Source organism: Streptomyces alanosinicus, from assembly GCF_014650595.1.
GTDB lineage: Bacteria > Actinomycetota > Actinomycetes > Streptomycetales > Streptomycetaceae > Streptomyces > Streptomyces alanosinicus.
Genome location: NZ_BMVG01000020.1, coordinates 61,369 through 87,893 on the forward strand (window position 1 = coordinate 61,369; position 26,525 = coordinate 87,893).

General features: G+C 70.1%; 24 protein-coding genes and 1 pseudogene. 17 read left to right on the forward strand and 8 right to left on the reverse strand.

Annotation, left to right across the window (positions count from 1 at the left end; translation table 11 throughout):
* Positions 1-63: 63 nt before the first annotated feature.
* The 3 genes and pseudogenes from IE277_RS30675 to IE277_RS49725 form a co-directional block, all read left to right on the forward strand.
* On the forward strand, positions 64-1,734 hold the full coding sequence (locus IE277_RS30675; protein ID WP_189956963.1) for a CocE/NonD family hydrolase: 1,671 nt from the start codon (positions 64-66) through the stop codon (positions 1,732-1,734).
* Between the two features lie 111 nt (positions 1,735-1,845).
* Positions 1,846-2,355: a F0F1 ATP synthase subunit B gene (gene atpF, locus IE277_RS30680; RefSeq protein ID WP_189956964.1), complete on the forward strand. Its 510-nt coding sequence runs from the start codon at positions 1,846-1,848 to the stop codon at positions 2,353-2,355.
* 66 nt (positions 2,356-2,421) lie between these two features.
* Positions 2,422-2,760, forward strand: a pseudogene (locus IE277_RS49725) (GNAT family N-acetyltransferase); the annotation flags it as partial.
* A gap of 19 nt (positions 2,761-2,779) precedes the next feature.
* Here the strand turns inward: IE277_RS49725 and IE277_RS30685 are convergent.
* Genes IE277_RS30685 through IE277_RS30695 form a run of 3 tightly spaced genes read right to left on the reverse strand, consistent with a single transcriptional unit; the run spans position 2,780 to position 5,459 of the window.
* Entirely contained in the window at positions 2,780-3,463 is a 684-nt protein-coding gene (locus IE277_RS30685; RefSeq protein WP_189957020.1) for a class I SAM-dependent methyltransferase, read from the reverse strand.
* A gap of 20 nt (positions 3,464-3,483) precedes the next feature.
* The gene (locus tag IE277_RS30690; RefSeq protein ID WP_189956965.1) at positions 3,484-4,710 is read right to left on the reverse strand and encodes a cytochrome P450; all 1,227 of its coding nucleotides are present in this window, start codon (positions 4,708-4,710) and stop codon (positions 3,484-3,486) included.
* 44 nt (positions 4,711-4,754) lie between these two features.
* A complete protein-coding gene (locus IE277_RS30695) occupies positions 4,755-5,459 on the reverse strand; it encodes a tRNA-dependent cyclodipeptide synthase (RefSeq protein WP_308433433.1) in 705 nt (234 codons plus the stop codon).
* A gap of 397 nt (positions 5,460-5,856) precedes the next feature.
* Here IE277_RS30695 and IE277_RS30700 point away from each other — a divergent pair, with 397 nt between their 5' ends.
* Both IE277_RS30700 and IE277_RS30705 read left to right on the forward strand, forming a co-directional pair.
* Positions 5,857-8,505 (forward strand): ATP-binding protein, encoded by a 2,649-nt coding sequence (locus IE277_RS30700; RefSeq protein WP_189956967.1) that lies wholly within the window; start codon positions 5,857-5,859, stop codon positions 8,503-8,505.
* 210 nt (positions 8,506-8,715) lie between these two features.
* Complete coding sequence (locus tag IE277_RS30705) at positions 8,716-9,030, forward strand: hypothetical protein (RefSeq protein WP_189956968.1); 315 nt, start codon at positions 8,716-8,718, stop codon at positions 9,028-9,030.
* A 725-nt stretch (positions 9,031-9,755) separates the two neighbouring features.
* Here the strand turns inward: IE277_RS30705 and IE277_RS30710 are convergent.
* Together IE277_RS30710 and IE277_RS30715 are read right to left on the reverse strand one after the other, a co-directional pair.
* Positions 9,756-10,010, reverse strand: a complete 255-nt coding sequence (locus IE277_RS30710; RefSeq protein WP_189956969.1) for a hypothetical protein — start codon at positions 10,008-10,010, stop codon at positions 9,756-9,758.
* 132 nt (positions 10,011-10,142) lie between these two features.
* On the reverse strand, positions 10,143-11,726 hold the full coding sequence (locus tag IE277_RS30715; RefSeq protein WP_189956970.1) for a glycoside hydrolase family 32 protein: 1,584 nt from the start codon (positions 11,724-11,726) through the stop codon (positions 10,143-10,145).
* Positions 11,727-11,950: 224 nt separating this feature from the next.
* Between IE277_RS30715 and IE277_RS30720 the strand changes: the two genes are divergently transcribed.
* From IE277_RS30720 to IE277_RS30735, 4 genes are read left to right on the forward strand one after another with little or no spacing between them, the layout of a single operon-like run.
* Positions 11,951-13,360, forward strand: a complete 1,410-nt coding sequence (locus IE277_RS30720; protein ID WP_189956971.1) for an extracellular solute-binding protein — start codon at positions 11,951-11,953, stop codon at positions 13,358-13,360.
* Entirely contained in the window at positions 13,357-14,307 is a 951-nt protein-coding gene (locus IE277_RS30725) for a carbohydrate ABC transporter permease (RefSeq protein ID WP_189956972.1), read from the forward strand. The genes IE277_RS30720 and IE277_RS30725 overlap by 4 nt, the downstream gene beginning before the upstream one ends.
* Positions 14,308-14,320: 13 nt before the next feature.
* Positions 14,321-15,175 (forward strand): carbohydrate ABC transporter permease, encoded by an 855-nt coding sequence (locus IE277_RS30730; protein WP_189956973.1) that lies wholly within the window; start codon positions 14,321-14,323, stop codon positions 15,173-15,175.
* A complete protein-coding gene (locus IE277_RS30735) occupies positions 15,172-16,563 on the forward strand; it encodes a glycoside hydrolase family 32 protein (RefSeq protein ID WP_189956974.1) in 1,392 nt (463 codons plus the stop codon). Before IE277_RS30730 ends, IE277_RS30735 begins: the two co-directional genes overlap by 4 nt.
* Here IE277_RS30735 and IE277_RS30740 read toward each other — a convergent pair.
* A complete protein-coding gene (locus IE277_RS30740; protein WP_189956975.1) occupies positions 16,526-17,590 on the reverse strand; it encodes a LacI family DNA-binding transcriptional regulator in 1,065 nt (354 codons plus the stop codon). The two genes, IE277_RS30735 and IE277_RS30740, sit on opposite strands and share 38 nt — an antisense overlap.
* A gap of 153 nt (positions 17,591-17,743) precedes the next feature.
* Between IE277_RS30740 and IE277_RS30745 the strand changes: the two genes are divergently transcribed.
* From IE277_RS30745 to IE277_RS30755, 3 genes are all read left to right on the forward strand, one after another.
* Positions 17,744-18,307 carry an ArsR/SmtB family transcription factor gene (locus IE277_RS30745; protein WP_189956976.1) on the forward strand — a complete coding sequence of 188 codons (564 nt, stop codon included), beginning with the start codon at positions 17,744-17,746 and terminating at the stop codon, positions 18,305-18,307.
* 90 nt (positions 18,308-18,397) lie between these two features.
* On the forward strand, positions 18,398-19,774 hold the full coding sequence (locus IE277_RS30750; protein ID WP_229882083.1) for an alpha/beta hydrolase family protein: 1,377 nt from the start codon (positions 18,398-18,400) through the stop codon (positions 19,772-19,774).
* Positions 19,775-19,860: 86 nt separating this feature from the next.
* Positions 19,861-20,256 carry a GNAT family N-acetyltransferase gene (locus IE277_RS30755; protein ID WP_189956978.1) on the forward strand — a complete coding sequence of 132 codons (396 nt, stop codon included), beginning with the start codon at positions 19,861-19,863 and terminating at the stop codon, positions 20,254-20,256.
* A 104-nt stretch (positions 20,257-20,360) separates the two neighbouring features.
* Here IE277_RS30755 and IE277_RS30760 read toward each other — a convergent pair whose 3' ends face one another.
* Positions 20,361-20,843, reverse strand: a complete 483-nt coding sequence (locus tag IE277_RS30760) for a GNAT family N-acetyltransferase (protein WP_229882084.1) — start codon at positions 20,841-20,843, stop codon at positions 20,361-20,363.
* A 538-nt stretch (positions 20,844-21,381) separates the two neighbouring features.
* On the opposite strand from IE277_RS30760, the gene IE277_RS30765 reads away from it, so the two are divergent.
* From IE277_RS30765 to IE277_RS30780, 4 genes are all read left to right on the forward strand, one after another.
* Positions 21,382-22,758 (forward strand): trypsin-like serine peptidase, encoded by a 1,377-nt coding sequence (locus IE277_RS30765; protein WP_189956979.1) that lies wholly within the window; start codon positions 21,382-21,384, stop codon positions 22,756-22,758.
* 69 nt (positions 22,759-22,827) lie between these two features.
* A complete protein-coding gene (locus tag IE277_RS30770) occupies positions 22,828-23,394 on the forward strand; it encodes a hypothetical protein (RefSeq protein ID WP_189956980.1) in 567 nt (188 codons plus the stop codon).
* A gap of 248 nt (positions 23,395-23,642) precedes the next feature.
* The gene (locus IE277_RS30775; RefSeq protein WP_189956981.1) at positions 23,643-24,170 is read left to right on the forward strand and encodes a GNAT family N-acetyltransferase; all 528 of its coding nucleotides are present in this window, start codon (positions 23,643-23,645) and stop codon (positions 24,168-24,170) included.
* Positions 24,171-24,217: 47 nt separating this feature from the next.
* A complete protein-coding gene (locus IE277_RS30780; protein ID WP_189956982.1) occupies positions 24,218-25,114 on the forward strand; it encodes an aminoglycoside phosphotransferase family protein in 897 nt (298 codons plus the stop codon).
* 85 nt (positions 25,115-25,199) lie between these two features.
* On the opposite strand, the gene IE277_RS30785 is transcribed toward IE277_RS30780, so the two are convergent.
* Positions 25,200-25,706 (reverse strand): cupin domain-containing protein, encoded by a 507-nt coding sequence (locus tag IE277_RS30785; protein ID WP_189956983.1) that lies wholly within the window; start codon positions 25,704-25,706, stop codon positions 25,200-25,202.
* A 290-nt stretch (positions 25,707-25,996) separates the two neighbouring features.
* Here IE277_RS30785 and IE277_RS30790 point away from each other — a divergent pair, with 290 nt between their 5' ends.
* Positions 25,997-26,449, forward strand: a complete 453-nt coding sequence (locus IE277_RS30790; RefSeq protein WP_189956984.1) for a hypothetical protein — start codon at positions 25,997-25,999, stop codon at positions 26,447-26,449.
* The last annotated feature ends 76 nt before the right edge of the window (positions 26,450-26,525 follow it).

A 26,525-nucleotide genomic window follows, 5' to 3' on the forward strand; every position in this document is an offset into this window, starting at 1 on the left:
CGGACGGGTGCCGCTGGGGCATCACGGTCCGATCCGATGCTGATGAGGACAGTGAGGACACCGATGACGCGTTCCGGCCGTATCCGTACGCACCTGGTCCGGGGCTGGCCGACGGGCGCGGCGGCGATGATCTCCGTCGCCCTGTGCTTGGGCATCGGCACGGCTCCCGCCTCTGCCACCACGTCTGCGCCGCGGTCGGCGGCCGCCGACGCGGCCGGGCCCGCCTTCCGCCTGGCCGACATTCCCATGAAGGACGGTGTCGTCCTCAAGGCCGACGTCCTGACCCCCGCCGCCGGAACACCGGGCGCCGACGCGCAGGGACGCTATCCGGTGATCGTGCAGCCCGCCTCCTGGGGGCAGAACGACCTGGAGTACGTCGCTCAGGGCAGGAAGCTGGCTGCCGACGGCTATGTGGTGGTCACGTACACGGTGCGCGGATTCTGGCTCTCCGGCGGACGGGTAGACGTCGGCGGGCCCACCGACGTCGCCGACATCTCCTCCGTCATCGACTGGACCCTCGCCCACACCGAGGCCGACCCCCGGCGCGTCGGCATGCTCGGCCTGTCCCTGGGCGCGGGCATGTCCCTGCTGGGCGCCGCCCACGATCCACGGATCAAGGCGGTGGCCGCGCTGAGCGCCTGGGGCGACCTGGTCGACTCCCTCTACAGCGGTCGGACCCGGCATCTGCAGGCGGCGGCCCTGCTCAACGCCCTGCAGGCGCCGACCGGCCGTCCGGGCGCGGAGTACGCGCGGACCCTGGCCGACCTCTACGCCAACCGCGACATGCCAGAAGTCGTCGACTGGGCCAGGAAGCGGTCGCCCGGAACCTACGTGGACGACATCAACGCCCACGGCACGGCGGTCCTCTTGGCCAACGCCTGGAGCGACAGCATCTTCAACTCCAGCCAGATCACGGACTTCTACCAGAAGCTGACCGGCCCCAAGCGCCTGATCATGCGTCCCGGAGACCACGCCACGCAGGAACTGACCGGATTCCTCGGCGTGGACAACGCGACCTGGGCGAACGCACGTGCATGGTTCGACGAGCGGCTGAAGGGCGGCGGCGGAACGTCGGGTGACCACGGCGCACCGGTGGAACTGCATGTCAGGAATGGCGGCGGCGAGGAGGACTATCCCAGTTGGCGGGCCGTGAGCTCGCGGACCCGGTCACTGCCGCTCGGCCGTGCGAACGCCTTCGGCACCGGTGCACTGGATGGTCCGGCCGACACCGGATGGCGCACCTCGATCACCGGTGGCATCGATTCCGGGGCGGACGCCGGGATCACCGAACTGTCCGGGGCACTCGACCAGATCGCCGAGCTGCCGCCGAGCGTCGAGGTTCCGCTACTGCCCCGGTTCGCCGCCGGCGTCTGGCAGTCGGCGCCCTACCCGTCCGTCCAGCGCATCCGCGGTGCGGTCACGTTGCACACCACCGTCACCTCCTCCGCGCCGCAGGGCACCGTCTTCGCCTACCTCTACGACGTGAACGTCCTCGGCGTGGGCAAACTCATCTCGCACGCACCACAGAGCTGGTCCGACCGCACCCCGGGGCGGGCCTTCCCGCTCGACGTCTCACTCTTCACCACGGCGTACGACCTGCCGGCGGGCCACCGCCTCGCCCTCGTCGTCGACTCCAAGGATCCCGCGTACGGCGGCAGCACCCCGCTCGGCAGCGACATCTCGTTCAGCTCTCCGCAGGCCGACCCGTCCCGTCTGGTGCTGCCGTTGAGTTGACCGGATGATGGTGGCGTGTCCGTCGCGCCACCCCAACTTCCGCTCCGGCTCGGCGCATTGACCAATCGATCCGTCATGTCGCCTTCAACGCTGGGTTGTTAGGATCTTCTCATGGGACCTTTGGAGCCAAAGGCAAATGACCTCATCGTTGCGGTGATCTGCTTCGCAGCGGTCTTCTTCACTTTCGCGAAATTCCTGGTGCCGCGCATCACCAGGACGCTCGAAGCCCGGCAGGACGCTATCGAGGGCACCCTTGCTCGGTCCGAGGCCGTGCACGCGGAGGCGCGGCGGATTCACGCCGAATACCAGGCCGAACTCTCCGAGGCACGTCACGAGGCTGCCCGCATCCGGCAGGCCGCGACCGACGACGGAAGCCTCCTCATTCAGGAAATCCGGGCGGAGGGGCAGCGGCAGCGCGACGAACTCGTGGCATCGGCCAGGGCGCAGCTGGAAGCCGACCGGATTCTCGCCGAGGCGGTGCTCCGTGAGGATGTGCTCAGGCTGGCCACCGACCTGGCCGAACGAATCCTGGGCGAGCCGATCACCGACGAGCGCAGGGCACGGGAAACAGCCGAGGCGTTCTTCGCCGAGGTGGACGCCGACTCGTCGGCGAAGGCGTAACCAATCTCTGAGGGGCCGGCCGCAGGGCTTGCGAGCAGCCCTTGGGATCCGGTCGGCTCCGGCCTGGTGTTCAAGGCGTTCGCCGACCCGGAGATTCAGCGGTGGAGCCTGTGCACCGCGCTGTCCGAGGAGCAGGCGAGGCCGTGGATCGCCGGCCGGCAGGAGGGGTGGCACGCCGAGACGGATGCCGCGTGGGCGATCACCGCGCCGCACGGAGCCGTGGCCGGCCACATCGCCCTGCGCCAGGTGTCGTTGGTACTGGGTGTCGCCCGGTGTTCGTACTGGGTGTTGCCCGAGACCCGCGGACGGGGCCTTGTGCCCGCCGCATGGGAAGTGATGGCGGGCTGGGCCTTCGAGGAGATCGGCCTGAACCGGATCGCGCTGGCCCACTCCGTGGCCAACGCCGCCTCGTGCCGCAGCGCGGTCAAGGCCGCATTCGCGGGTGAGGGGATCCGGCGGAGTGTCGTGAAGCATCTCGGCTCGATGCGTGGGGTGAGGGTGCCGGGGTTGTCGTCCATAGGAACAGGCTTCTCCCCGGTGCCGACTGGCTCTGTGATGCGGGTTCGGCACGGGCCTGCACGCGCTCGACCTCCAGTCCGGCGAGTCGGGCGTAACGGTGGAGGTCCTCGGGCAGGCAGCGCATGGGGCGGTACGTCAGGTTGAGGAAGTGCACCTCCTCGGTGCCCCGGGATTCCGGCACCGCGACCATGATGGTGCCGCCTGGCACGGTGAGGGCCGCCAGCCGTCGCAGGCCCTCGACAAAGCGGGGTTCGGGCAGGTTGACGAGGCAGAACAGGCAGACGACGGCGTCGTATGCACCCAGGTCGGTGGTGTCGCTGAAAAGGTCGGCCAGGATGAAGCGGGCCTGGGGAACCTGGCGCCGTGCATGGGCCAGCATGACCTCGGAGATGTCGACGCCCGTGACATCAAGGCCCTTGGCGCACAGTTGCTCCGTGGTCGGGCGGCCCGTCGCGCACCCCACGTCGAGGACACGGGAGCCGGGGGCGAGACGGCCCGTCAGCTCCTCGACGGCGTCGATCTGGGCCTGTTTCCGGCCGGTGAAGGCATGTTCGTAGTCCATGCCGAGGCTGTCGAAGAGGCGCGCCATGGCGGCGCCTTCCGGTGAGATCACCACAGGACCGGGAGCCTTTCGGGGACCCGCTTGATGTTGCCCGTGCGCCAGACCAGCTGGTCGAGGGGCTGTGCGAGGCGCAGTCGCGGGAGGCGCTGGAGGAGGGCGGTGAGGGCTTCCGCGGCGTGGACGCGGGAGATCGCGGAGGCGGGACAGAAGTGGCGGCCCGCCCCGAACGACAGGTGTGCGTTGGGCGAGCGGCCGGGGTCGAACCGTTCGGGGTCCGGGAACTGCTCGGGGTCGAAGTTCGCGCCTTCCACGCAGACCAGCACCAGTTCCCCGGCCCGCACCAGGACGTCACCGACCTGGACGTCGGCCCGCGCGATCCGGGGCAGTCCGTCGCCGATCGACAGCGTGGCCCGCAACAGTTCCTCCACCGCGTCCGGCATCGCCTCGGGCCGCTGACGCAGGTGGTCCATCGCTGACGGGTGCCGGATCAAGGTCAGGACGGCGTGCAGCAGGAACACATAGGTGCTCATGGCGCCGGCGCCGAAGAGCGAGGTGACCGTCGCGGCGAGCATCTCGTCGGTCAGGTCGCCGCCGTCGCGCTCCGGGTCGTCGCGGAGCTCGCACAGCCGCCGGATCAAGCCCTGCTGGGCATCTCGGTCGGCGCGCACGTGCCGCAGGACGAAGGCGTAGTCCTTGTCCCAGTTGGCGGTGCAGCCGTCGTAGACCACGGGGCTGGTGACGAAGCCGAGGTCCAGGCCTGACATGAGCCGCAGCCCGTCCTCATAGGGCAGGCCGAGCACCTTGCAGACCAGGGCGGCGGAATACGGCTCGGCGAACCGCTGCCGCAGGTCGACCGGTGGCCCCTCCTCCACGATGGTGTCGAGCAGTTCGTGCGCCCGCGCGGACATCCACTGTGCGGACGCCGGCCCGGAGCGGGGTCCGAAGGCACGCAGCACTTCCTGGTGGAGCCCGGCACTGTTGACGTTGCCCATGGTGTTGACGACCTCGGGGGGAATCGTCAGAGCGTACTGGCGCGGTACATCGGGAGCGGCTGTGTCGCGCAGGCTGAAGCGTTCGTCCTCCAGTACCTGTCGGGCCGTCGCGTAGCTGGTGACCAGCCATGCGTCGTCGCCCGTGAGCGTCCGGATCCGCGCGACGGGGTTCTTCTCGCGCAGCCGCGCGCACTCGGCGGGCACGACGTCACCGCGCCGGGACAGCGGCCACTCCACATCGGCGTAAGAGGACAGGGAGGTTTCGGTGGGGGTGGATGCCATGGCACTCTGCTTTCTTCTGCGGCTCCGTGGGAGTCCTGCGCGGGTCAGTCGCGGCACGCGACGATGGCGTAGCCCTGGTTGTCGGCCGGGCGCAGACCTGTCCGGCGACCACCGAACAGCAGCCGGCCCAGCGGAAGGACGGTGTGATAGCAGTGGACGGACGAGGCGGCCCCCAGGATCCGTGGCGTGTCGACGAAGAACGGCAACTCGGCGTCCACGTAGGCGAGTGCCGCCTGTACCTGAGCGGGAGCGGGCAGGCCGCCCGGCTGCAGCCGCTTGGCGAGGAACTGGTACGCCATGGCGTCCCGGACCGACCGTAATTCCAGATCGGTTCGCAGCGCCGTCCGCGTCCGCGCACGCACATCCCGGTAGCCGGGCTGGTCGAGGAAATCGGATAACGGCCGAGCCCGTACGCGCTCCGCCGCAGTCCCGAGGTCCTCGAGCGCGCCGTCGATGCGGCGCCGTACACCGCGCAGTTGCTTGGCCACACTCCTGCGCGCGGCGCCCCGCTCGTAGCCGAGGGCTTCGAGCATCGCCTCCAGAGCGACATCCGCGTGCACCACGTCCACGACGGCGAAGCGCTCCACCGCCCACGCCATCCCGTCGGCCAGACGCCGGCGGCTGAAGTAGCTGTTGCCCGTGCTGACTCCGAACAGCGCGTGATCCCCACGCTGAAGGAGCCCTTCACTGCTCGCCCCGAAGGGTAAGACGCTTACCCCTTGATCAGTTTCACGACAGGTCACTGTCACTCCACGCCTAGGTGTCTGCGCACATGCGTCGCAACGTACCCACGGAGAGTGACAGAGATGCCGTCGATCCCCTGAAGGTGTGACTCTGAGTAGTCAATGGTGAAGTCGTGCGCCCTGGCGCGCACTTCCCATGCCCCGGCTCGCCCGGCGCGCGGGCCGCTGGCTTGCTGACCCGCTGACCCGGACTCCTGCGCCAGTTCGCCATCGCCAACTCCAATGGGGCGGACGCCCCTTCGTCGGCGCGACATGAGTATTCCGGCGAACCTCTGAGGTCACAGCACGAGAAAGGACCCCAGTTGAACCCGGGGGCTCCAGTTGAACCCGCACAGCCCGCTGACCGAGAATGGGCCCGACTGGCTTGTGCCGTTTCGGCGGCTGACCGTTTCCAGGGGGGAAAGTGGGCGGTAGTGCCTTTGGGGAGCTTCTGCGCGATTGTCGGCTCTCGGCCGGTTGGACGCAGGACGAATTAGCCGACCGGTCAGGGGTGTCGGCCCACTCGATCAGCGTGTTGGAGGCGGGGCGGCGACAGCCGCGGCTCTCCTCGGTGAGCCGGCTCGCCGAGGCCCTCGCACTCGATCCGCGCCGCCACGAACAGTTGCTCGCGGCGGCGCGCACCGTCTCCGCCCCCGCCCGCTCGGCCGCCGCCCCCGAAACGCGGCGGCCGCGCCCGGCCGCGCCCTGCCAACTCCCTTACGACACCCGGCTGTTCACCGGCAGGGCCCGAGAACTCGACCAACTGCTGGCGCTGGCCAGGTCGGCGCCCGCGGGCAGCGCCGCCGGCATGGTGGTGATCTCGGCGATCGACGGCATGGGCGGTGTGGGCAAGTCCGCGCTGGCCATCCGAGCCGGGCACCGGGCGCGTGCCCACTTCCCCGACGGGCAGCTCTTCGTGGACCTCCACGGCCACACGGCCGGGATCGCCCCGGTCACCCCTGCCGACGCCCTGGACTGGCTGCTGCGTTCGCTGGGCGTACCGCCGCAGCAGATACCCGAGGAACTGAGCACCCGCGCCGCCCTGTACCGGGAACGGCTCGCCGACACCCGCACCCTGATCGTCCTCGACAACGCCGCCAGCAGCGCGCAGGTACGCCCGCTCCTGCCGGGCACACCCGGCTGCCTGGTCCTGATCACCAGCCGCAAGCGACTGACCGGCCTCGACGACGCACACAGCCTCGCCGTCGACGTGCTCCCGGACACGGACGCGGTGACGCTGCTGCGCGAAGGCGCGGGCCCCGGTCGCATCCCCGACGGCCATCCGGCCACCGACGAGCTCGTCCGGCTCTGCGGCCACCTGCCGCTGGCGATCCGTATCGCCGCCGCGCGGCTGCGCCACCACCGCGGCCTGGACCTGGAGGACCTGGTGGACAGGCTCCGCGACGAGCACCAGCGCCTGGCTCATCTGACGGACGAGGACCGCAGCCTGACCGCCGTCTTCGCGACCTCCTTCGCCTCCATCGCCCCCGACGAACAGGATCTGCTGCGGCTGCTGGGCGGCTTCCCCGGCTACGACGTCGACCCTTACGCCGTCGCCGCCCTGGCCGGCACCGACCACCGCACCGCGGAGCGGCTGCTGGAATCCCTGCTTCACCACAACCTGCTGGTCCAGCGCACCCCGTCGCGCTACCACTTTCACGACCTCGTCGGTCTCTACGCCCGGTCGATGGCCGAAGACCAGACGGGGGAGACGGACCGGAACGTCCCGCTGCGCAGGCTGGCCGGCTACTACCAGCACGCCGCCGCCCGGGCCAACGAGCACCTGGCACGCCGCACCCGCCCCGGTCGGCGCCCGGAGCCGGCGGCACCGGCCGCCCTCCCCGCGCTGACCGACCGGACCAAGGCCCTGGCCTGGATGCGCGGCGAGCACCGGAACCTGCTCTCGCTGCTGGGCCACCCCGCCCTCGCGGCCCTCCCCTCGTTCACCGTGTCGGTCTCCGTCGACCTGGCGGCCTTCCTCCTGCTGGAGGGGCGCTGGAGCCAGGCCGCGGCGCTGCACCAGTCCGCGGTGACCGCGGCGGCAACCGCCGGCGACCGCCGTGGCGAGGCGGACGCCCTGTGCGACCTGGGCCGGGCCCGGCACGCGACCGGCGACTATCGGGCCGCCGCGGAGCTGTACGAGGGGGCCCTGGCGATCCACCAGGAGCTGGGCGACCGGCACGGTGAGGCCAACGACCTGCACGAACTCGGCCGTATCCGGCTGCTGACCGGGGAGATCCGGGAGGCTGCCTGGCTGCACGAACGGGCCCTGGCGGCGTTCCGAGCGCTCGGCGACCGGCTCGGCGAGGCCCGCGCCCTGTGCGACCTGGGCCGGGCCCGGCACTCCTCGGGCGACTCCTCGGCAGCGGTGGAGCTGACCTCGCAGGTGCTCGACCTCTACCGGAGCATGGGAGACCGCCGCGGCGAGGCCGCCGCCCTGCACGACCTGGCCTACATCCTGGACGAGGTGGGCGACCGGGACAGCGCCGGGGTGTTCTATCAGGAGGCGCTGGCGATCTACGAGGACCTCAACAGCGTGCAGGGCGTGGCCAACACCCTGCGCGGGCTGGGCCGGATCCGGCACGCCGTCGGCGACCACCGCGGCGCGGCCGAGCTGCATCAGCGCTCCCTGGACGCCTGTCGGGAGGCGGGCAGCCGCCACGGAGAGGCCGACTCGCTGCTGGGCCTGGGCCGGGCCCGCGACGCGCTGGGGGACAGCCGCGACGCCGGCGCGCTCTACCAGCAGGCACTGGCGCTCTACCAGGAGATCGGCAGCCGTCTGGGCGAGACCAGCGCGCTGCTCGACCTCGGAGCCCTGACCGAGCGGACGGCGGACCCGCGCTCGGCGCTGACGCTCCACCAGCAGGCCCTGGCACTCGCCCGCGACACGCGCAGCCTGCTGGACGAGGCGCGTGCCCTGGAAGGCGCCGCCCGCTGCGCCCTCGCTCTCGACGACCGTGCCGCCGCCCTGGCCGGCCTGGAGGACGCCGTCGCCCTTTACCGCCGACTCGGCTCATCCGCCGCTGCGGACGCCGCTGCTCGGCTCTCCGCCCTGCGGACCGAGCGTTCCTGAGGCCGCGGGACCGGCTCCACGTCGAACCGCCAGAGCTCACCGCGTACGTCGACGAACTCCCGCCAGGCGCGGCGTGCGCGCCTCGGCGAGCGAGAGGCTGTTCCCGTCCGGGTCCGATACGACAACGTGGCGCACGCCGTTGCTGTACGTCTCCACCGGCTGGTGGGGATGCCACGTGCGGCGAGGCGGGCCAGGATGTCGTCGAGGTCGGTGACCGCGACCGAGCGCCGTCGGCAGCTGCTCCAGTCGACCGCGTACGAGAGCAGGCCGTCCGACCGCGCCTTCGCCCTCTACGTGGACGCGGTCCTGGCCTCCTGGGAGGGCGGCGTCGACGTCGCGCTGCACTCAGGCGCAGAGGGTTCACGCCTGGCCGGCGAGCACGGCCTGCTCTACTGGAAGGCGATGATGCTCGCGGTCATCGAACGCCGACGCGAGCACGCCTACCTCCACCCCGCGCTGCCATCCACCCACACACCCACCTGGTCCACACGCTGCTGGGACGGGGTGCGGCGGAGCGGGTGCTGAGGGGACGATCGCGCGGCACGCCTGGCGTATCCGGTGGGCGCGGCGTGATGGCGGTTGCGGCGGTCGACCTCGGCGGCGTGTTGGTGGGCCCGGCACATGGGGTCTGTTCCAGCACTCACGATCGTACGGGGATCCGGCTACCCTGCCTTTATTTGCTGCGGATCCCGGGGGGACGGCATGCACTTACCGGAGGGGGACAGAAGCGGACCCGTCTCGTGTGCGATCGGAGCCGTCACTGTGCGCGGCAGAGCGGCGCGGTCCGGTGCGACGAGATTGTTGTGGGTGTCCGTCCTGGCCATGGGCGTGGTCGTGGGGTGTGCGTCGCCGCCGCGGGTGTGCAACGGGCCGAATGAGCCCGCTCCGGACGTGCTGTTGGATGTCGCACCCTGGGTTGCGTCGCATCAACAGGCCACCGTGCGGGCCTGCGTCGACGGCCGGTGTCAGACGATACCGGGCACGTCTCCCCGTGTGCGCTCCCTGTTCCTGCCGACGTCGGCAGGGCCGGATGCCGGGCGTACCGTCACGGTGACCGTCACGGCGGACGAGAGTGACAGGCGAGTGCTCCGGGTCAGCAGAAGAGTCCGGCCGGTCCGGCACACGGAGGATGGGGCGTGCGGCAGGGCCAGCTGGTGGCAGACCCCGATGACACTGACGGCTGCCGGAGAGCTTCAGGTGCGCTCACGATGATGCGATCGGCAGAGCCGGGACACCGGCGCACTCCCCGCTCACATACGCTGCTTCCCCGCACGCGCCAGGCACCACGTGCCGCCGCCGAAGAAGACGAAGGTGGCTGCACGGGGCCCGAGTGCGGACATGCGGATGTCATTCGGCATGTCGACGGCCTTGGTCTGGATCACCCAGATCAGGACGGCGCCGAGCACGATCAGAGCGAGTCCTGCGACGGCCCAGGCGATCCTGGCAGCCGGTGTCCGGGTGGCCGTCGCGCCGGTCGTCGTCTGCTCGTCCTTCAAGGCTGTCATGGTCGAACTCACCTTCGTGGCGGGGGATCCACTCGGGAGCCTACCCGCTGGTGCGCTGTGCCAAGTCGGGGGTGATGAACGGCACCTGTGCCACACAACTCCCGGGCCGTCCGTCCCGCCGATCAGGTGGCCTCACACCGAGAACTCGCGTATCACCGTGTTGCGGAACACCGCACTGCCGCCGATCGTGAACAGCGCGAGCCTCGTGTCCAGCAGGTACGGGAAGACCTGGCTGGTGTGCACGTAGCGGCCGTCGTCGACGAACATCTCCACCGAGGTGCGATCCACCAGGACGCGCAGCTTCACCGTGCCGGCGGACCGGTCGAACGGGGTGCGGCTCTCCTGCCACTTGCCGGACGTGTCGGCGTTCACCGTGTTCCGGCGGTTGAGGAAGGCGTAGGCGTCGTAGATCCCGGCGTCGATGTGCCGACCGCCGTCCGGTGAGCGCCTCAACTGAAGGCCTGCGCCGGTGAGTTGGGACCAGTCGATCGAGGTCGTCACCTCGTAGGAGATGCCGGTGTAGTCGAGCACCTTCGTGCCGTTCACGGTCACGTCGCCCAGGTTCACGGTCCGGGAGACATACGAGTCGAGGCCGGCGACGGGCTGGGAGGCGAGGTAGCAGGTGCCGTCGGACGCCTTCTTCAGGATGACCTCGCGGACGATGGAGTCGCTGCCGTTGAAGCCGTCACAGTCGATGGTGGGGGTGGTGTTGGCGTAGTCCCAGTTGTTCACCCAGCCGATCGCATACCGGGCACCCGAGTCCACCGCGCCGCTCGCGTCCCGCTTCTCGAAGGTGACGGCGGCGTACCAGTCCCAGCCGTGGTCGAGCCACTGCGGGTCACTCGCGTCCGCGGTGAACGCGCTGCCGTCGAAGGAACCCGTCCAGTAGGCGTACGTGTTGGGCAGCCCCGAGCTCTTGCCGTTGGCGCTCGCGCCGAGCACCCACTTGACGGTGCCGTCGCCGGCGGTGATACGGAACAGGTCGGGGCACTCCAGGACGCCGATGCCGTCGTGGACGAAGCCGCCCGCGTACACCCAGGACTTGAGGTCGTCGGAATGGTAGAAGCCGATCTTGTCGTTCTCGGCAAGGGCCATCACCCAGCGCCCCCGGTCCTCGTCGCGGATCACCTTGGGGTCACGGAAGTCGGCGACGCCCGGGTTGGGCAGGACGGGGTCGGTCCCGTAGTTGCTGAAGGAGCGGCCGCCGTCGGTCGAGTAGTACAGGAACTGCTCCTGATGGTCGGTGCCGCCACCGGGGGACATGGTGACGATGACGACGACCGCGCCCGCACCGAAGCCGGCCGTGTTGCCGGTGTCGACCACCGCCGAGCCCGACCAGAGGTCGCCGCCCGGCGTGGTGTCCTTGGGCACGGCGACCCCGCGGTCGCTGAACGAGACCAGGTCCCTGGTGGTGGCCAGGCGCCACGCGGTGCCGACGGCGCCGGTGAAGTAGTCGGCGTTGTAGAGGTAGTAGTAGTGGTACTCGCCATCGATCCAGATGGGCCGCTGAGGGTCGTTCTTCCACTGGTCGGGGACCGTGAAGTGGTACGCGGCACGGTAACTCGCGCCGCTCGCCCCGGCCTTGGCCCTACCCCTGGCCGTAGCCTCGGGCTGCGGGGCGGCCGTCGCCGGTCCGGCGGGCAGCAGCGCGGCGGCGGTGCCCGCGGCCGAACCCGCGAACAACGCTCTCCGGGAGATCCCCGATGTTCCGGGCATGACGCATCGTTCCTCTCGTGACGGCCCATCAGGGCCCATGACGGCTCGTGACGCACGCGAGTGCGGCTCGCAACGCAGGGGGCGTGAAACAGGCGGCTCGTGTGAACGAGGACTGTAGACCTAACTCGTTAAAGGTCAAGCGTTCCCGGCCCTTGACAGGCCTGTTGTCCGGTTCACATCATCTGGGTCATCAACCCTGATCTAACACGAGTTAGGCCCGTTCGATGACCGACTCGAACCTCCCTCGCCGCACGCTGCTGCGGTACGGCGCGTACGGAGCGGGGGCATCCGCCCTGGCCGCTGCCGCCGCGAGCTGGGACCGGCTCACCGCAGCCGACATCCCCGGCCGCGACGACGGCTCCCTCGTCGTCGCCACCCTCGGCTCCGCCTTCGACCCGGCCGCCGTCGACGCCCTCACCGAGGGCTTCCACCGGCTCCACCCCGACATCCCGCTGCGGGTCAACGCGGTGCAGGCCGTCGACTGGTCGGACTTCTTCGCGAAGATCCTCACCCAGATCGCCGCGGGCGCCGCGCCCGACCTGGTCTATGTGGCCACCGAGGGTGTGCAGCTGTTCGCCCGGCGGCTCGGCGTGCCACTGGATCGCTGGGTGCGCCGGGACGCGGCGGAGCTGCGCTCGTACTTCGCCGACGTCCACCCCTCGCTGGTGGAGTCGATGATGTACGAGGGGAGCCTCTACCAGCTCCCGATGGAGTTCAACGCCGCCGACATGTACCTCAACAAGCAGGTGCTGAAGCGGGCGGGCGCGGGTTTCCCGCCGGCCGACTGGAGCCGGGACGACTTCACCGCGTTGCTGCGGGAGATGAAGCGTGCCGGCGATGCGCACTTCACGCCGTACTTCTGGACCAACCGGCTGTGGGGCGGCGTGGTGCCCTGGCTCTTCGCGAACGGCACGAACCTGCTGAAGGAGTCCAAGGCGCCCGGTGGCTCCTGGCTGTGGGACACCTTCTACCCGGCCGCCGACCGGCATGGGCGCGGTGGGGGCTTTCGCTGGACGACCCCGCAGGCCACCGCCGACCGGGTCGAGGAGGCGTACGACTATCTCGCCTCCCTCGTCCAGGAGGACCTGTGCACCCGGCCCGAGGGCGGCAACGGCAGCAACCTGGTCGGTGTGTTCTCCACCGGCCGCGTCGGCGTCACGCCGGCGGGCGGCTTCTGGGCGGGCGGCCTGCAGCTGGCCGGAATGCAGGCGGCCGACTACGACGTGCAGTATTTCCCGCGCTGGCGCACCCAGCGCCACCAGTTCGGCGCCGCGGGCTACGCGCTGCTGCGGACCTCGAAGAAACAGGACGCCGCCTGGGAGTTCATCAAGTACGCCGTCCGCCAGGACACGATGACCCGGCTGTTCCGCAGCAACCAGACCACCCCGGCCCGGCGCTCGATGCTGAACGCCGCCCGCTACGCCGGAAGCGGCCCGGCGCACTGGCAGGTCTTCTACGACACCCTCGACCGGTTTCCCGACACCGGCCCGATCCCGGCGCCGCCGCAGGTCGCCGAGGTGACCGACGTCCTGCTCAAGTACACCGGCACCGCGCTGGCCTCGCCCCGTGCGGTCCGTCCCGCACTGCGCCGGATGCAGGGCGACCTGGAGAAGGCCATGGAGCGTGAGGTATGACGAACACCCAGGTCCCGGCCGCACGTCCACGGCCCGCCGCGCCACCCGCCGTCGCCGCACGGCCCTCCGTCCGCGACCGCGGCTCCCGGCTGCTGGCCGCGCTGTTCCTGGCGCCCACGGTCGTCGGCATCGTCGTCTTCACGGTCGTGCCGATTATCGGGTCGGTCGTGCTGAGCCTGTTCCGCTGGAACGTGATCGACCCGCCCCGTTTCGCCGGCGGCGCCAACTACCGCACCACATTCACGGATTCGACCGTCCTGGTCTCCTTCCGCAACACGCTCCTCTTCATGGTCCTCGCGGTCGCGCTGCAACTTCTGATCGCGCTGGCGCTGGCGCTCGCGCTGAACGGGCGGATGCCGGTGTGGCTGCGGTCGGTGTTCCGTTCGGCGTTCTTCTTCCCGCTGGTGCTGTCCGCCGCGTCGATCTCGGTGGTGATGAAGTACCTGTTCAACCAGGACTTCGGGGTGGTGAACTGGTTGATCGGCCTGGTCGGCGTCGCGCCCGTGCCCTGGCTGACCTCGGAGCACGCGGCGATGGCCACGGTGATCCTGGTCTACGTCTGGCAGCAGTTCGGCTTCTCGTTCCTGCTGTTCGTCGGCGGTCTGAACAACATCCCCAAGGAGATCCACGAGGCCGCCGCCCTCGACGGCGCGACCGGCCTGCGCAAGCACCTCGGCATCACGCTGCCGCTGCTGTCGCCGACGCTCCTCGTCGCGTCGGTCGTCGGCATCATCAACGCCCTTCAGGTCTTCGAGCAGCCGTACGTCCTCACCGACGGCGGACCCGGCGACTCCACCCGCACCGTGGTCATGGTGATCTACGAGCGGGCCTTCGAGCAGCTCGACTTCGGTGAGGCATCTGCGGTGGGAGTGCTGCTCTTCGCGCTGATCATGGCGGTCACCGCCCTCCAGTTCCGGCTCAGCCGGCGTTTCGTCCACTACCAGTGAGCCGGTGAGCCGCATGAGCCAAGCAACCCTGACCCTGAGCCGCGTACGTCACTCGCTCGCCCCCTGGGCCCGGATCGCCGGACTGACCGTGTGCGCCCTGGTGACGCTCGGCCCGGTCATCTGGACCGTCTCCACCTCCCTGCGCACCCCGGCCCAGTCCTTCGACCTGCCTCCGCAGATCATCCCGACGCACCCGACGACCGCGGCCTACCACGGGGTCTTCCAGCAGCTCGACGTGTGGCTGCTCGCCCTGAACTCCACGCTGGTGACGGCGCTGATCGCAGTCGGCCAGATGATCACGGCCGGCCTGGCCGGATACGCCTTCGCGCGCCTGGAGTTCCCTCTCAAGAAGCCGCTGTTCGGCCTGGTCCTCGCGACCATGATGGTGCCGTTGCAGGTCACCATCGTGCCCGTGTTCCTGGTGCTGAAGTCGATGGGCCTCACCGACACACTCCTCGGCCTGATCATCCCGGCCTTCCCGACCGCCTTCGGCACCTTCCTGATGCGCCAGTACTTCCTCGGCATGCCGAAGGACCTGGGCGAGGCGGCCATGCTGGACGGTGCGGGGCCCTGGCGGATCTTCCGCTCGGTGTACGCGCCGCTGGCCACACCCGGCCTGGCGATCGTCGGCGTGCTGGCCTTCAACTACCACTGGAACGAGTTCTTCCGCCCGCTGATCCTGGAGACCTCCAGCCAGAACTACACACTTCCGCTGGGCCTGGTCTCCCTGCAGGGCAACCTCGGCACCGGGTCGATCTCGGTGGTCCTGGCCGGAGTCGTGCTGTCGATGCTCCCCGCCGTCGCCGTGTTCGTCGTCGGCCAGCGCCCGCTGCGCGAGGGCATCACCTCGGCAGGAGTCAACCGGTGAGCCACGACCCCCACGCCCCCCGCTTCCGGGTCCGTCCGCCCGCGGGCTGGATCAACGACCCCAACGGGCCCTTCCGTTGGCACGACCGCCACCACCTCTTCCACCAGTACAACCCGCACGCCCCGGTCCACGCCGACATCCACTGGGGCCACGCCTCCAGCAGCGACCTCGTCCACTGGGAGCACCACCCGGTCGCCCTCGCGCCGACACCCGGCGGCCCGGACGAGGCGGGCTGCTGGTCGGGATGCGTGGTCGACGACGCCGGCACACCGACCGCCGTGTACACGGGAATCGACCGCGACCACACCGGTCTGGGCACGATCTGCCTGGCGCGGGCGGAGGACCCGGACGACGAGCGGCTGACCGAATGGACGTCGCTGCCGGCGCCCGTGGTGGCAGGGCCGCCGCCGGGACTGGACGTGGTGATGTTCCGCGACCCGTTCGTCTTCCGCCACGCGGACCGGTGCTGGGCCCTCGTCGGGGCCGGGCACGCCGACGGCACGCCGTCGGTCCTGCTCTACGACTGCGACGACCTGACCGACTGGCGGTTCGCCGGTGTGCTGCTGGACGGCAGGGACCCGGTGGCCGCGTGCGCGTTCGGCGACAAGGCGGTGGGCTGGGAGTGCCCGCACCTGTACCGGACAGCCGGCGGCGACCATGTACTCCTGGTGTCCCTGTGGGACGGAGATCCGTGCTCGACCGCATATCTGACGGGTCATCTAATAGCCGACAGCCAGGGCACGTTGAGGTTCGTGCCGCGCACCGGCGGCCGGCTCGACCAGGGGCGGGACTTCTACGCTCCCGCCGTGCTCCAGGAGCCGGACCGCGTACTGCTGTGGGGCTGGTCGTGGGAGGCCCGGCCGGGCGAGGAGGTGGACCGGGCCGGATGGGCGGGCGTGCTCACCGCGCCACGGGTCGTCGACGTGCACCCCGACGGCTCGCTGCGCGTCCGTCCGGCCCCGGAACTCGGTCTTCTGCGTCCGGCCGAGCCGTTCGTCACCGCGCCGGGCCGGGCTCCGCTTCCGGAGACATACGACCTGACGGTCACCGCGTGCGAACCGACCACGGTGAGCCTGCTCCGGGACGCTTCGGGCCGGGAGCTGACCGTCCGGGCGGACCCCGCCGGGGGAACCGTCCTCCTCGACCGCAGCGCCTGGCCCCGGACCGGCCGGGAGGGCTCCGCCCCGATCACCGTGCACGTGCCGAAAGGCCCAGAACTCGCGATCCGGCTACTCGTCGACGGCTCGCTGCTCGAACTCTTCGTCGAGGAACGGGCGATGATCACCGAGCGCGTCTACCGTCGCCCCGGCGACATCGCCGAGCTGGTGGTCGACGGGCCGGGTGCCCAGGTCACGGGGTGGGCGCCGGACCCACGGAAGCACGGCTGACCATGGGGCAGGCCAGGCGCCGGGGGGTCGCGGGCGGCGTACGGCCGGTGCCGATGGAGTCCAGGAGCAGCCGGGCCGCCGCCTCGCCCATCGCCCGGTGCGGCAGTGCGACCGAGGTGAGCGGAGGGGTGAGGAACGCGGCCATGTGCTCCTGGTCGTCGTAGCCGACCACCGACAGACCGGCGGGCACGTCGATCCCGAGCCGGGCCGCGGCGTGCAGGACACCCGCCGCGACCCGGTCGTTGTAGCACAGGACGCCGGTGGGGCGGCGGCCCGGCTCGACCCCGTCGAGCAGGCGCAGCGCCCCGGCGTATCCCGCGGAGATCTCCCCGCCGCCGCGCACGATCCACTCCTTGGGCACGGCGATGCCCTCGGCGCGCAGCGCGTCCCGGAAGCCGCGGGTACGTTCGGCCGAGGCGATGTCGTCCAGGCCGCCGATCACGGCGAGCCGACGGTGGCCCGCGTCGAGCAGCAGGCGGGCCGCCGTACGGCCGCCGGCGCGTTCGGCGGGGACGACGCAGGGCAGGGAGTCGTCCTCGGGCAGGCAGTTGGCGAGCACGGAGTGGGTGCGGTGCAGGCCCTCGGGGACGCGGACCCGGCGCAGTGACATGGCCGCGTAGATGATGCCGTCGACGCGCCGGTCGAGCAGTTCGGCGACGGCCGCGTCCTCCTTCGCGGGGTCGCCGCCGGAGTCGACGGTGAGGACGAGGTGGTCGCTGTCCCAGGCGGTCTCCATGGCGCCGCGCAGCAGCCGACCGGCGAACGGGGAGGACGCGATCTCGTCGGTGACCAGCCCGATCACGGCCGTACGGCGACGGCGCAGACCGCGGGCGACGGGGTCGGGGCGGTAGCCCAGCCGGGCGGCGGCCTGCCGGATGCGTTCCTGGGTGGCGGGCGAGAGATTGCCCTCGGCGCGACCGTTGAACACGAAGGACACCGCGGTGTGCGACACGCCGGCGAGCCGGGCGACGTCCCGCGACGTCGGGCGCCCGGTGCCCGTGCTCCTGCTGTCCTCGGCACCGCCCATGCCGTCCGCCGCCCTCGCGCAACCCGTCCCTGCCGATCTCCACCCACCCTATCCGTCCTGGCCGGCACGGTGCGGCGAGGTGGTGGCCCGGTCCGCGGCCGAAGGTTGCAAGGGTCACTTGCAAGCACCCTTTGCAACTCGTAGTCTTCCGGCATGGCCGAACAACCGCCCGCCCAGGAGATCACCGATGTCGAGGCGCTCCGCGCCTTCGCGCACCCGATGCGGCAGAAGATCGAGCAATGCCTGCGCCGGGGACCGGCCAACTCCGCCGCGCTGGCACGCGAGTTGGGCGAGAGCACGGGGCTGGTCAGCTACCACCTGCGGCAGCTGGCCAAGCATGGCTTCGTCGAGGAGGTCCCGGAGCTGGCGAAGGGGCGGGAGCGGTGGTGGCGGGCAGTGCCGGGGGACCGGCGGTTCCCGCCGTACAGCCGGCAGACCCCGCAGATGCGCGAGGCGCTGACCGAGATGCACCGGCTCAATCTCGCCGAACTGATCGACTCCGCCCGGCGGTTCGAGGAGGCGCGCGACACGCTGGGGCCCTGGGCCGACGCGGCGCTCTTCTCGCGCGCCACGCTCCGGGTGGACCCCGGCCAACTCCGCGCGTTCTTCGAGGAGTACATCGCGCTCCTCTACCGGTACTCGGCCCGGGGACCCGAGGACGCGCCCGAGGCACGGACCGTGCTCGTCCGGCTGCTCGGAATTCCCGAGACCGACTGACCGCGCGGACCGACCGACAACACAAGGGGGATACGCGCTGTGGCGCTCTCGGCTAGATCCGCATCACCGGTACGCTCCGTACTGGCCGTTTTGTCCGGGGCATTGGTCGGCGCCCTCCTCCTGCTGGCCGCGCCGATGGCGTACGCAAGCGAAGACGGGCCGGTCCTGGTCCGCCAGGAGGTCACCTTCCGGGGTGGCGGTGGGCTCGTCCTGCACGGCACCGTCCTCAGCACAAGGGGAGCACCCGGAGCGGGAGCCGGCATCGTGCTCGTCGGCGGCTCGGGCTCCGGGCCCCGGGAGGAGTACCGGCAGGAGGCCGAGGCGTTCGCCCGGGCCGGGATCACCACACTCGTCTACGACAAGCGGACCGTCGGCTACTCCCGGCTCCATGTGGACTTCGGCCTGCTGGCTGACGACGCGCTGGCCGGAGTGCGGTTGTTGCGGTCCAGGAGCGGGGTGAACGCACGCCAGGTCGGGCTGTGGGGGTTCAGCGAGGGGGGCTGGGTGGCGCCGCTGGCCGCGTCGCGCTCGACCGACGTCGCGTTCGTCGTCACCATCGGCGGACCCGGCTACGACCCGCTGCGTACCCAGGCCTGGAACCTCACCACGCACCTGCGCCACCAAGGGGTGGGCGGACCGTTCCGTCGCACCGTGGCCGGCCCCAGCGCCCAATTCCTGGCCTCGACCGGTCTGTTCCCGGCGGCCGGCTACGACCCCTTGCCGGTGCTGGAGCGGCTCCACCGAACGCCGGTGCTGGCTCTGTGGGGCGATCACGACACACAGGTGCCGCCCCAGGAGAGCGCACGGATCTTCCGCGAGGCCCTGGCCCGTGCGGGCAACCGGCACGCCGTCATCGGCTTCGTCGACGGCGGTGCGCACAACGGGCACCGCACGTCGGACGGGTTCGACCGGATCGGCGGCCCGCTCTTCCACGGCAAGAAGCTGGGGGACCTTGTCCCGCGCTATACGCAGACCATGACCTCATGGGTGCGGGCCGTCGCCGCCGGCCACCCACCGGCGTCGAGCGCCGCTCCCGCACCCGGGCAGGCACTCGCCAGCACCCCTGTGCCGGACCACGCCTGGGCCTGGCTCACCCCGGCGCTGCTGCTCCTCGGCTTCGCCGCCTATCCGCTGAGTGCTCTCCCGCGCTGCGGCCCGGTGCTGCGCCCGGTGCGGTGGTTGGCCGGGTTCGGCATGCTGGCGGTCGTGGCGACGGTGGCCTGTTCGACCGCCGTCTTCGTGGCGGGGAACGGTGCAGCGGCGCCCGTCGTGTGGGGCCGTCCGGCTTTGTGGCTGGTGGTGCAGGGTCTTGCCGTCGCCGTGGTGGTGTCCGCGGGTGTCTCTGCGGCCGCACTCCGGCGCCGCCGGCTGACGCCGAGCTGGGCCGTCTGGCTGCGCCTGGCCCCGGTCGGACTGGCCGCGGTCGGGTTCGTACCGTGGGCGGTGTGGTGGGGTGTCGCCGCGTGACGGCCGTCGTCCCTCTCCTCCGCGAGCGCGTGCGCCTCGCTTCGTCATCCGATCGCTGAACTTGGCACGGACCTTACGATCATGGAGTGACGGTCAACTACGAGTGGCGGGGTGACTTCGACAACGCCGCCCTCAACGCGCTGCATGCCGACGGCTTCGGTCACCCGGTCGCTCAGGCCGACTGGCGAGAACGACTTGAGCGCCACAGTCTCGGCTGGGTCTGTGCCTGGGAAGACGGTTCGCTGATCGGCTTCGTCAACGTGGTCTGGGACGGTGGAGTCCACGCCTTCATCCTGGACACAGTGGTCGGCCGGCATCGGCAGGGGACAGGTGTTGGTGCCGCACTGGTCGCAGCCGCGGCTCATGAAGCTCGTGCCGCGAACTGTGAATGGCTCCACGTCGACTTCGAGGAACACCTGCGTTCCTTCTATTTCGATGCCTGCGGCTTCAAGGAGACGACAGCCGGCCTGATCGCCCTGTAACACCGTGGACAGCCTCCGGGGCCAGAGCCCGAGATCCGAACGGACATTGGCGCCAGACGGAGGAACCCTTGTCGTGCGCTGGGTGGCCTTCCCGAAGGCGTCCGTCACATGGGCAGCGAGCGCAGCCGTACTGGCCCTGAGGGCCAGCGGGCGTCGTCGTGCAGGGGCGTCACCATGGTCCGCAGCGGCATGGTCACCAGGCGGCCTTCGGGTTGTTCGACGCGTACGTCCTCGTCGAGCGGGTGCCATCCGAGGCGCTGGTAGAGCGCCACGAGGGGAGGTCGGCAGAACAGGAGCGCATGCTGAGGGCCCATCGTGCGGGCGTGCTCCAGTGCGGCCGAGACGACGAGCCGAGCCAGGCCCTGACCTTGCATGCCGGGTGCGACGGCCACCCCGCCGACGCCCACCACCTCCGTCTCGGCGTCGCCGATCACGACAGGCAGTCGCAGCAGGCCTGCGTGTGCCACGAGCCGGTTTTCGTGTGTGATGCCGAAGTGTTGTTCTTTCGGTAGCCAGGTCAGACCGGTCGAGGCGACACCGAAGGGATCATCGCTGTTGCCAAGGATCTTCTCCTGGAACGCGTGCACCCGTCGGTCCTGCTCGTTGGCTGAGGGCGCCTCCCTCGCCCTGGACAGCGTCGACGAACTCCACCCGCCCCTCGATCGGCTCGCCGAAGCGATCCAACGCGACCTGCACACCCTTGTGCAAGTGGACTAGACCAATACGGTAGGGTCGCGGACTTGTATGGCGCATACGCGTCAAATGGAACGAACTCGAAAGATCCTGATGAACCACCGAATACGTGCCGCTGCGCTCAGCGCCGCGGCCACGGTCGTGCTGCTCACCTCGCCTGGCGTGGCGGCGGCTTCCCCTGTCTCCGGCACGGCGCAACCACCGGCTGTCTCCGGCACGGCGGCGGATCCATCGCCTCTCTCCGGCACGGCGGATCCAACGCCATCCACTGCCGTCAAGCCCGCGGAGACGCCGACGCAGGCTCCCGCCGTTCGGCCTACCGCTTCGCCGAAGCAAGGAAAGGCAAGCGAAGGGGAGGCGGGCGAGCCCGACATCACCCCCGGACCGGAGGCCACTTCCACACCGGGGACCGGCGACGCTTCCGATGACGGTTTGAAGACCACGCCGCAGGAGATCGAGGAGGCCAAAGCCGCAGAGGCGTACTGGACCTCGGAGCGGATCGCCGACGCGGTTCCGGTCGACAGTGACAAGGCCCGCACGCCAGGGGGCCGCAGCGGTGTGATGCGCTCCCCGTCGAAGTGGGACGCCAAGGGCATCCCCACGGCAGGCGTGTTCCTCATCAATCCCGATGACGATCCGCAGAAGGACCCGTCCAACCGGGATCAGTTCTGCTCCGCCTCCGTCGTCACCTCACCGAACAAGTCCCTGGTGATCACCGCCGCGCACTGCCTGACGGACAACGACCGGCACCGGTCGCTGGCCTTCGCACCCGGCTGGAAGCAGCACCCGGACAAGCCCGGAAAGGGAATCGCGCCCTACGGCGTCTTCCCGGTCAAGAAGAACAAGATCTGGCTGGACCGGCGCTACCTGGAGCAAGGCCCCGTGTCGGCCGATGACGTGGACTTCGCCTTCCTGCGTACAGGGCCGAACTCCAAGGGCCAGTTCCTGGAGAACGCCGTGGGCCAGGGCAATGAGCTCAAGACCGTCCACTCCGCAAGCCTGGCGCAGAGCAACGTCACCCTGATCGGTTTCCCGGGGGACGCGAAGAAGCCCCTGGTGTGCAAGAGCAACACCCGCGGCTACCAGGGCCGGTTCCTGGCGATCGACTGCGACGCGTTCGCCGGAGGTTCCTCCGGCGGCCCGTTCATCCGGAACTTCGACGGCAGACGCGGCGACATCATCGGCGTCATCGACGGCTACAAAACCGGCGGGCCCACCCCGAATACGTCCTACAGCTCACAGTTCGACGCCGATGTCGTCCGGCTGTACAACCAGGCCGTCAACGACAGCACGCCCGACAAGCCCCGCAAGGACTTCGAGATGGGCTCCCCGGGACTGTGGCGCAACGCCGTCGCCGCCGCTTCCGGAACCTTCCACACCTCCTCGCAGAAGACCAAGGACGGTGACCTCATCGTCAAGTGGTCCGACGGTGAGGTGTCGATCTTCAAGGACATCAACGAGCACTCCAAGCTCCCCACCTCCGGTTCCGTCCGCCAGGCCAACGAACTCAAGATCGCCGAGCCCGGATCCACCTGGAAGTACGCCCGGGGCATCGCCACCGGCAAGTACGGCGGCAACACCTGGCCGGACGACCTCGTCGTCCGCTGGTCCGACGGCGAGGTCACCATGTACGGCGACGCGTCCGCCTCCGACCTCGGCCGCGAATACATGCTCGTCCCCCCGCCGGCCAAGGCGTACTCCCAGCGCAGCCGTGCACCGAACGGCACGCCCGACGAGGAAGACCGCGACGGTGACACCTGTACCGATGTGTGCGGCCCCGGCCTGCTCCGCCGCGGTACCGCTGCCTGAACCTGACAGAGAGGAAGGCCGCCGGGCGCACCTCAAAGGATGCGCTCGGTGCCGCATATCATGACCAACATGCTTATACGCCCCCTCGCCGTCGTCCTCCTCGGGGCTGTCGTGATCAGCGGGTGCAGCTCCGCACCGGAGACGAGCGGGCACGGGGGCAAGGAGAGCCCCGCCGTCACCAAGTCGCCGACCCCTCCCACCGGCTCGGACACCACTGACGTGTGGGGCAAGGGCGACTACGAACAGGCAATGAAGCGTCTCGCACGCGCTGTCCACGACCCGGACGCCGAACTTGTCGACGAGGGCTACCCGGACATCATGGAGGGCCTGCGCCGGACCTTCCGTACGCCCGGGAAGCGGCCCTACCGCCTCGACGTCAGCTGCGACAGCCCCGAAGCCGGCGAACTCACCCTCCGGCTCAGGCGCGGCAAGGAGGCACAGGACTGGACGGTGCCCTGCAACGACCACGAGGCTGACCGGTTCAACATCCCCGCGACGGACACACCGTTCACCGCCACCATCGACAGTCCTGACAGCAGAACCACCGGCCTCATCCACTGGCGCCTCAACACCATCGGCAAGGACCAGGTCGAAGAGGAAGAGTGCGTCGACGACATCCGAGGCTGCGACAAATAGCCGGCCATGTGCAGCAGACATACGGCGGCCCCGCCGTCGAAGCGACTGTGTGCCCGGCGACCGACGAGAACGGTGAGGCGGCCGACTGGTTCCCCGCCGCTGTCCACGGACCGGTAGCGGCACGACGTGGGGGCCGGAGCCGGGCTCCGACCTCCACATGCCGGGCAACCGGATCACCGCGTGCGGAGCGGCGTGCATCGCCGAGCACGCCCTTGGCGTGAAGGGGCGCCGACGCCAAGAATCGGCAGATGCGTGAAATCAAGCTGTCCGACGGGATCATCGCTCTGTCCCCGCTGCGCCTGGACGATGCGGAGACACACCTTGCAGGAGAGGACGAGCCGATGGTTCGCTGGCTCAGCGGCGGTCCCGGTACACGCGCGGGCGTCGAAGCCTACATCCGGCACTGCCGGGAACAGTGGGAGACGGCCGGGCCACTCCGCGCTTTCGGCATCAGGGTCGGCGCCGACGAGATGCTTGCCGGCACGCTCGACCTGCGGTTCGCAGCAGAAGGCCTGGCCCCCGGCCAGGTGAACGTCGCCTACGGCCTTTACCCGTCGTGGAGGGGTCGCGGCCTGGCCACCCGCGCGGTCCTCCTGGTCTCCCGGTACGCGGCAGATGAGGGCGGTAAGGAGGCGGTGATCCGGGTAGAGCCGGAGAACACCGCATCTGTCGCAGTCGCCCAGCGGGCGGGGTTTGTTCCCGGCAAGCACACGCGGGGCGGGGACGGGACGCGGCACCACTGGTACATCAGGGACCTGCGCATCGATACCCAGTGACGGACCTACGGCTGGGACGGAGAACAACGGAGAACAGGAGAGCAAGCGTGGCGATCGCGGAGGTTCCGCTGACGGCGGCGGCACGGAGGGCCTGCGGAGTCAGTGGACCGGCCACACGCCTTTACGGCGGTGAGGAGTCCGCCGCCTGGAGAGTCGGCGACAACGTGGTCCGCATCGGCCCGTCCGGGAAGGACCCGACCGAAGCGGAGTGGTGTCACCGGGTCGCGGCGGCGGCGCGAGCCTGCGGTTGCGCCGAGGCGGTGGCACCGCTGGCGCTGCCGGGCCGAGGTGGGGCGACGGTGGTACGGATCGAGGGGCGAGCGGTGTCACTGTGGCCCTATGTCGATGGGGTGTGGGCTTCGAAGGAGGCAGCGGCATCGGCTCCGGCGGCGCGGCTGCTGGCCCGGCTGCACCGGGCGCTGGCCGCGGTCGAACCACCTCCCCGGCCGCGGCCGTGCTTCTTGCAGACCGGGCTGGACGGCCGCGCCACCTACGACGATCCGGGACTGCGTGACCCGCAGCTGGACAAGTGGCTTGCGGACTTCTCGGCACGGGCCCGGCTACGACACCCGCTGCACGGCGACTACTACCACGGCAACCTGCTCGCCGAGCGCGACGACCCGACACGGCTCATCGCCGTTCTCGACTGGGACGAGGCACTGGTGGCTCCGCCGGAGGTGGAAGTCGCCAGTGCCGCAATGGAGTTCACAGACGACTTCTGCGAGGACATCGCGGACGCACGCCGCTTCGCCAACACCTACCTGCAGGCCGGAGGCACCGCGGAGATCCTCGACGACGAGGCGCTGGTACAGCTGATGCGACACCGGCTGCGGTGTGAGAGCGTCCACTTCACGCGGGAGACGGCACGAGGCGTGGAGCACGACGCGGAAGACCTCGACTACCACCGGCGGCGGCTGGAGGCATTCGCCCGACTTCGGCCATGAACGGGTGCGGTGGGCATCTCTGATCGGTCAAGTTCTGCGGAATTCCCTGGTCGTAGGGTTTCGGAACGCTGGTTGCTCTCCGGTCTCAGTCCGGCCGGTCAGTTACTGCGGTGTGTGAGTCAGCCTGGTAGGAGCTGGTGCGGTAGCGGCTGCGGAATTCCGCCAGGAGCTCGTCGGTCGCCTCGGCCCCGGCGCTCACGGCGGTGTGGACATCGCGGAAGTAGTCTTCATAGCCCGCGGGCGTGTAGAGGCACAGGGCGCGTGCGGGGACCGAGCCCGCGTTGCGGAAGCCGTGCGGGGTGCCGCGCGTGGCGGCGAGCAGATGCCCGGGGCCGGCCGTCACCTCGCCGTCTCCGGTGTGGAGTGTGAGCTCGCCCTCAAGGACGTAGAAGTACTCGTCGTGTCCGTCGTGGACGTGCGGCCTGGCGCCGATGGTGCCGGGGGCGAGGCTGAACTCCTCGAAGGCGAAGTGCCCACCTGTGTGCTCCGCGGTGAGGCGGAAGAAGTGCTCGACACCGGCGACGTCAATGAGTTCGCCGTCCTGGGGGCGACGCAGAAGCGGGCGACCGGAGGTTCGGGCCTGATCATTCATGACTGCATTGTGACCCAGCCAGCCTCGTCCGACGCGAGCGAGTCCCCCACAAGTCCCCCGCACCAGCCCGGTGAACGTTCCCTGGGAGTGAGTTCTCGTCGATGTTCCCCGCCAGCACGGTAGTCCTGCTTTACGGGACAAGTAGCTCGTCGAGTTTGCGGCAAAGAGCGCTTGCGCCGCTCGACCAGCCGGGCGATGTCGGTGATGCCGCCTGCGGCCTCGACGACCGCGTTGCGGAACGGGCGGCCGCGCGCTGATCAAACGCTCACCCCCTGTCCTACGCTGACGTGATGGGCGTGGGCATAGAAGTGCTGATCGTGGACTGGCCGCGGGTCGAGGCGGCACAGCCTGGCGACCGGGAAGAGCTGCTGGTCGATGCCGCGTTCGGAGAGGCGTACAGCGATGGCCTCTTCGAGCATGGCTGGTCGTGGTCCACGCACCCGGGGGAGGACTGGTACGGCAGATACGCCCTGCGGAACACGCTCGGCTCGTACAAGCCGCACTTTTGGGCCGGTCATCGTTGGGATCACATGCGTGACCTCGTCGAACCCAGAGCACGCGACGTGGTGGACCGGGTGGCACCCCAACTGGAGGTTCTGCGCGAGCCGTTCACCCAGCATGCCGCGGAGTCCAGCGGATGGATCAGGTCCTTCGAATCGTTTGCCGACTTTCTCACCGACTGGGGAGAGGTGGTCACGGAGGCGGAGCGTCGCGGCTGGGGCATCGTCGGCCTGCGCTGCTGACCACCACTTCCGTTCGCCGTTCGCATCCAAGCGGGAGAAGTTTTCGGGGGCGAGTCGATGACTGTGCCAGTTATGC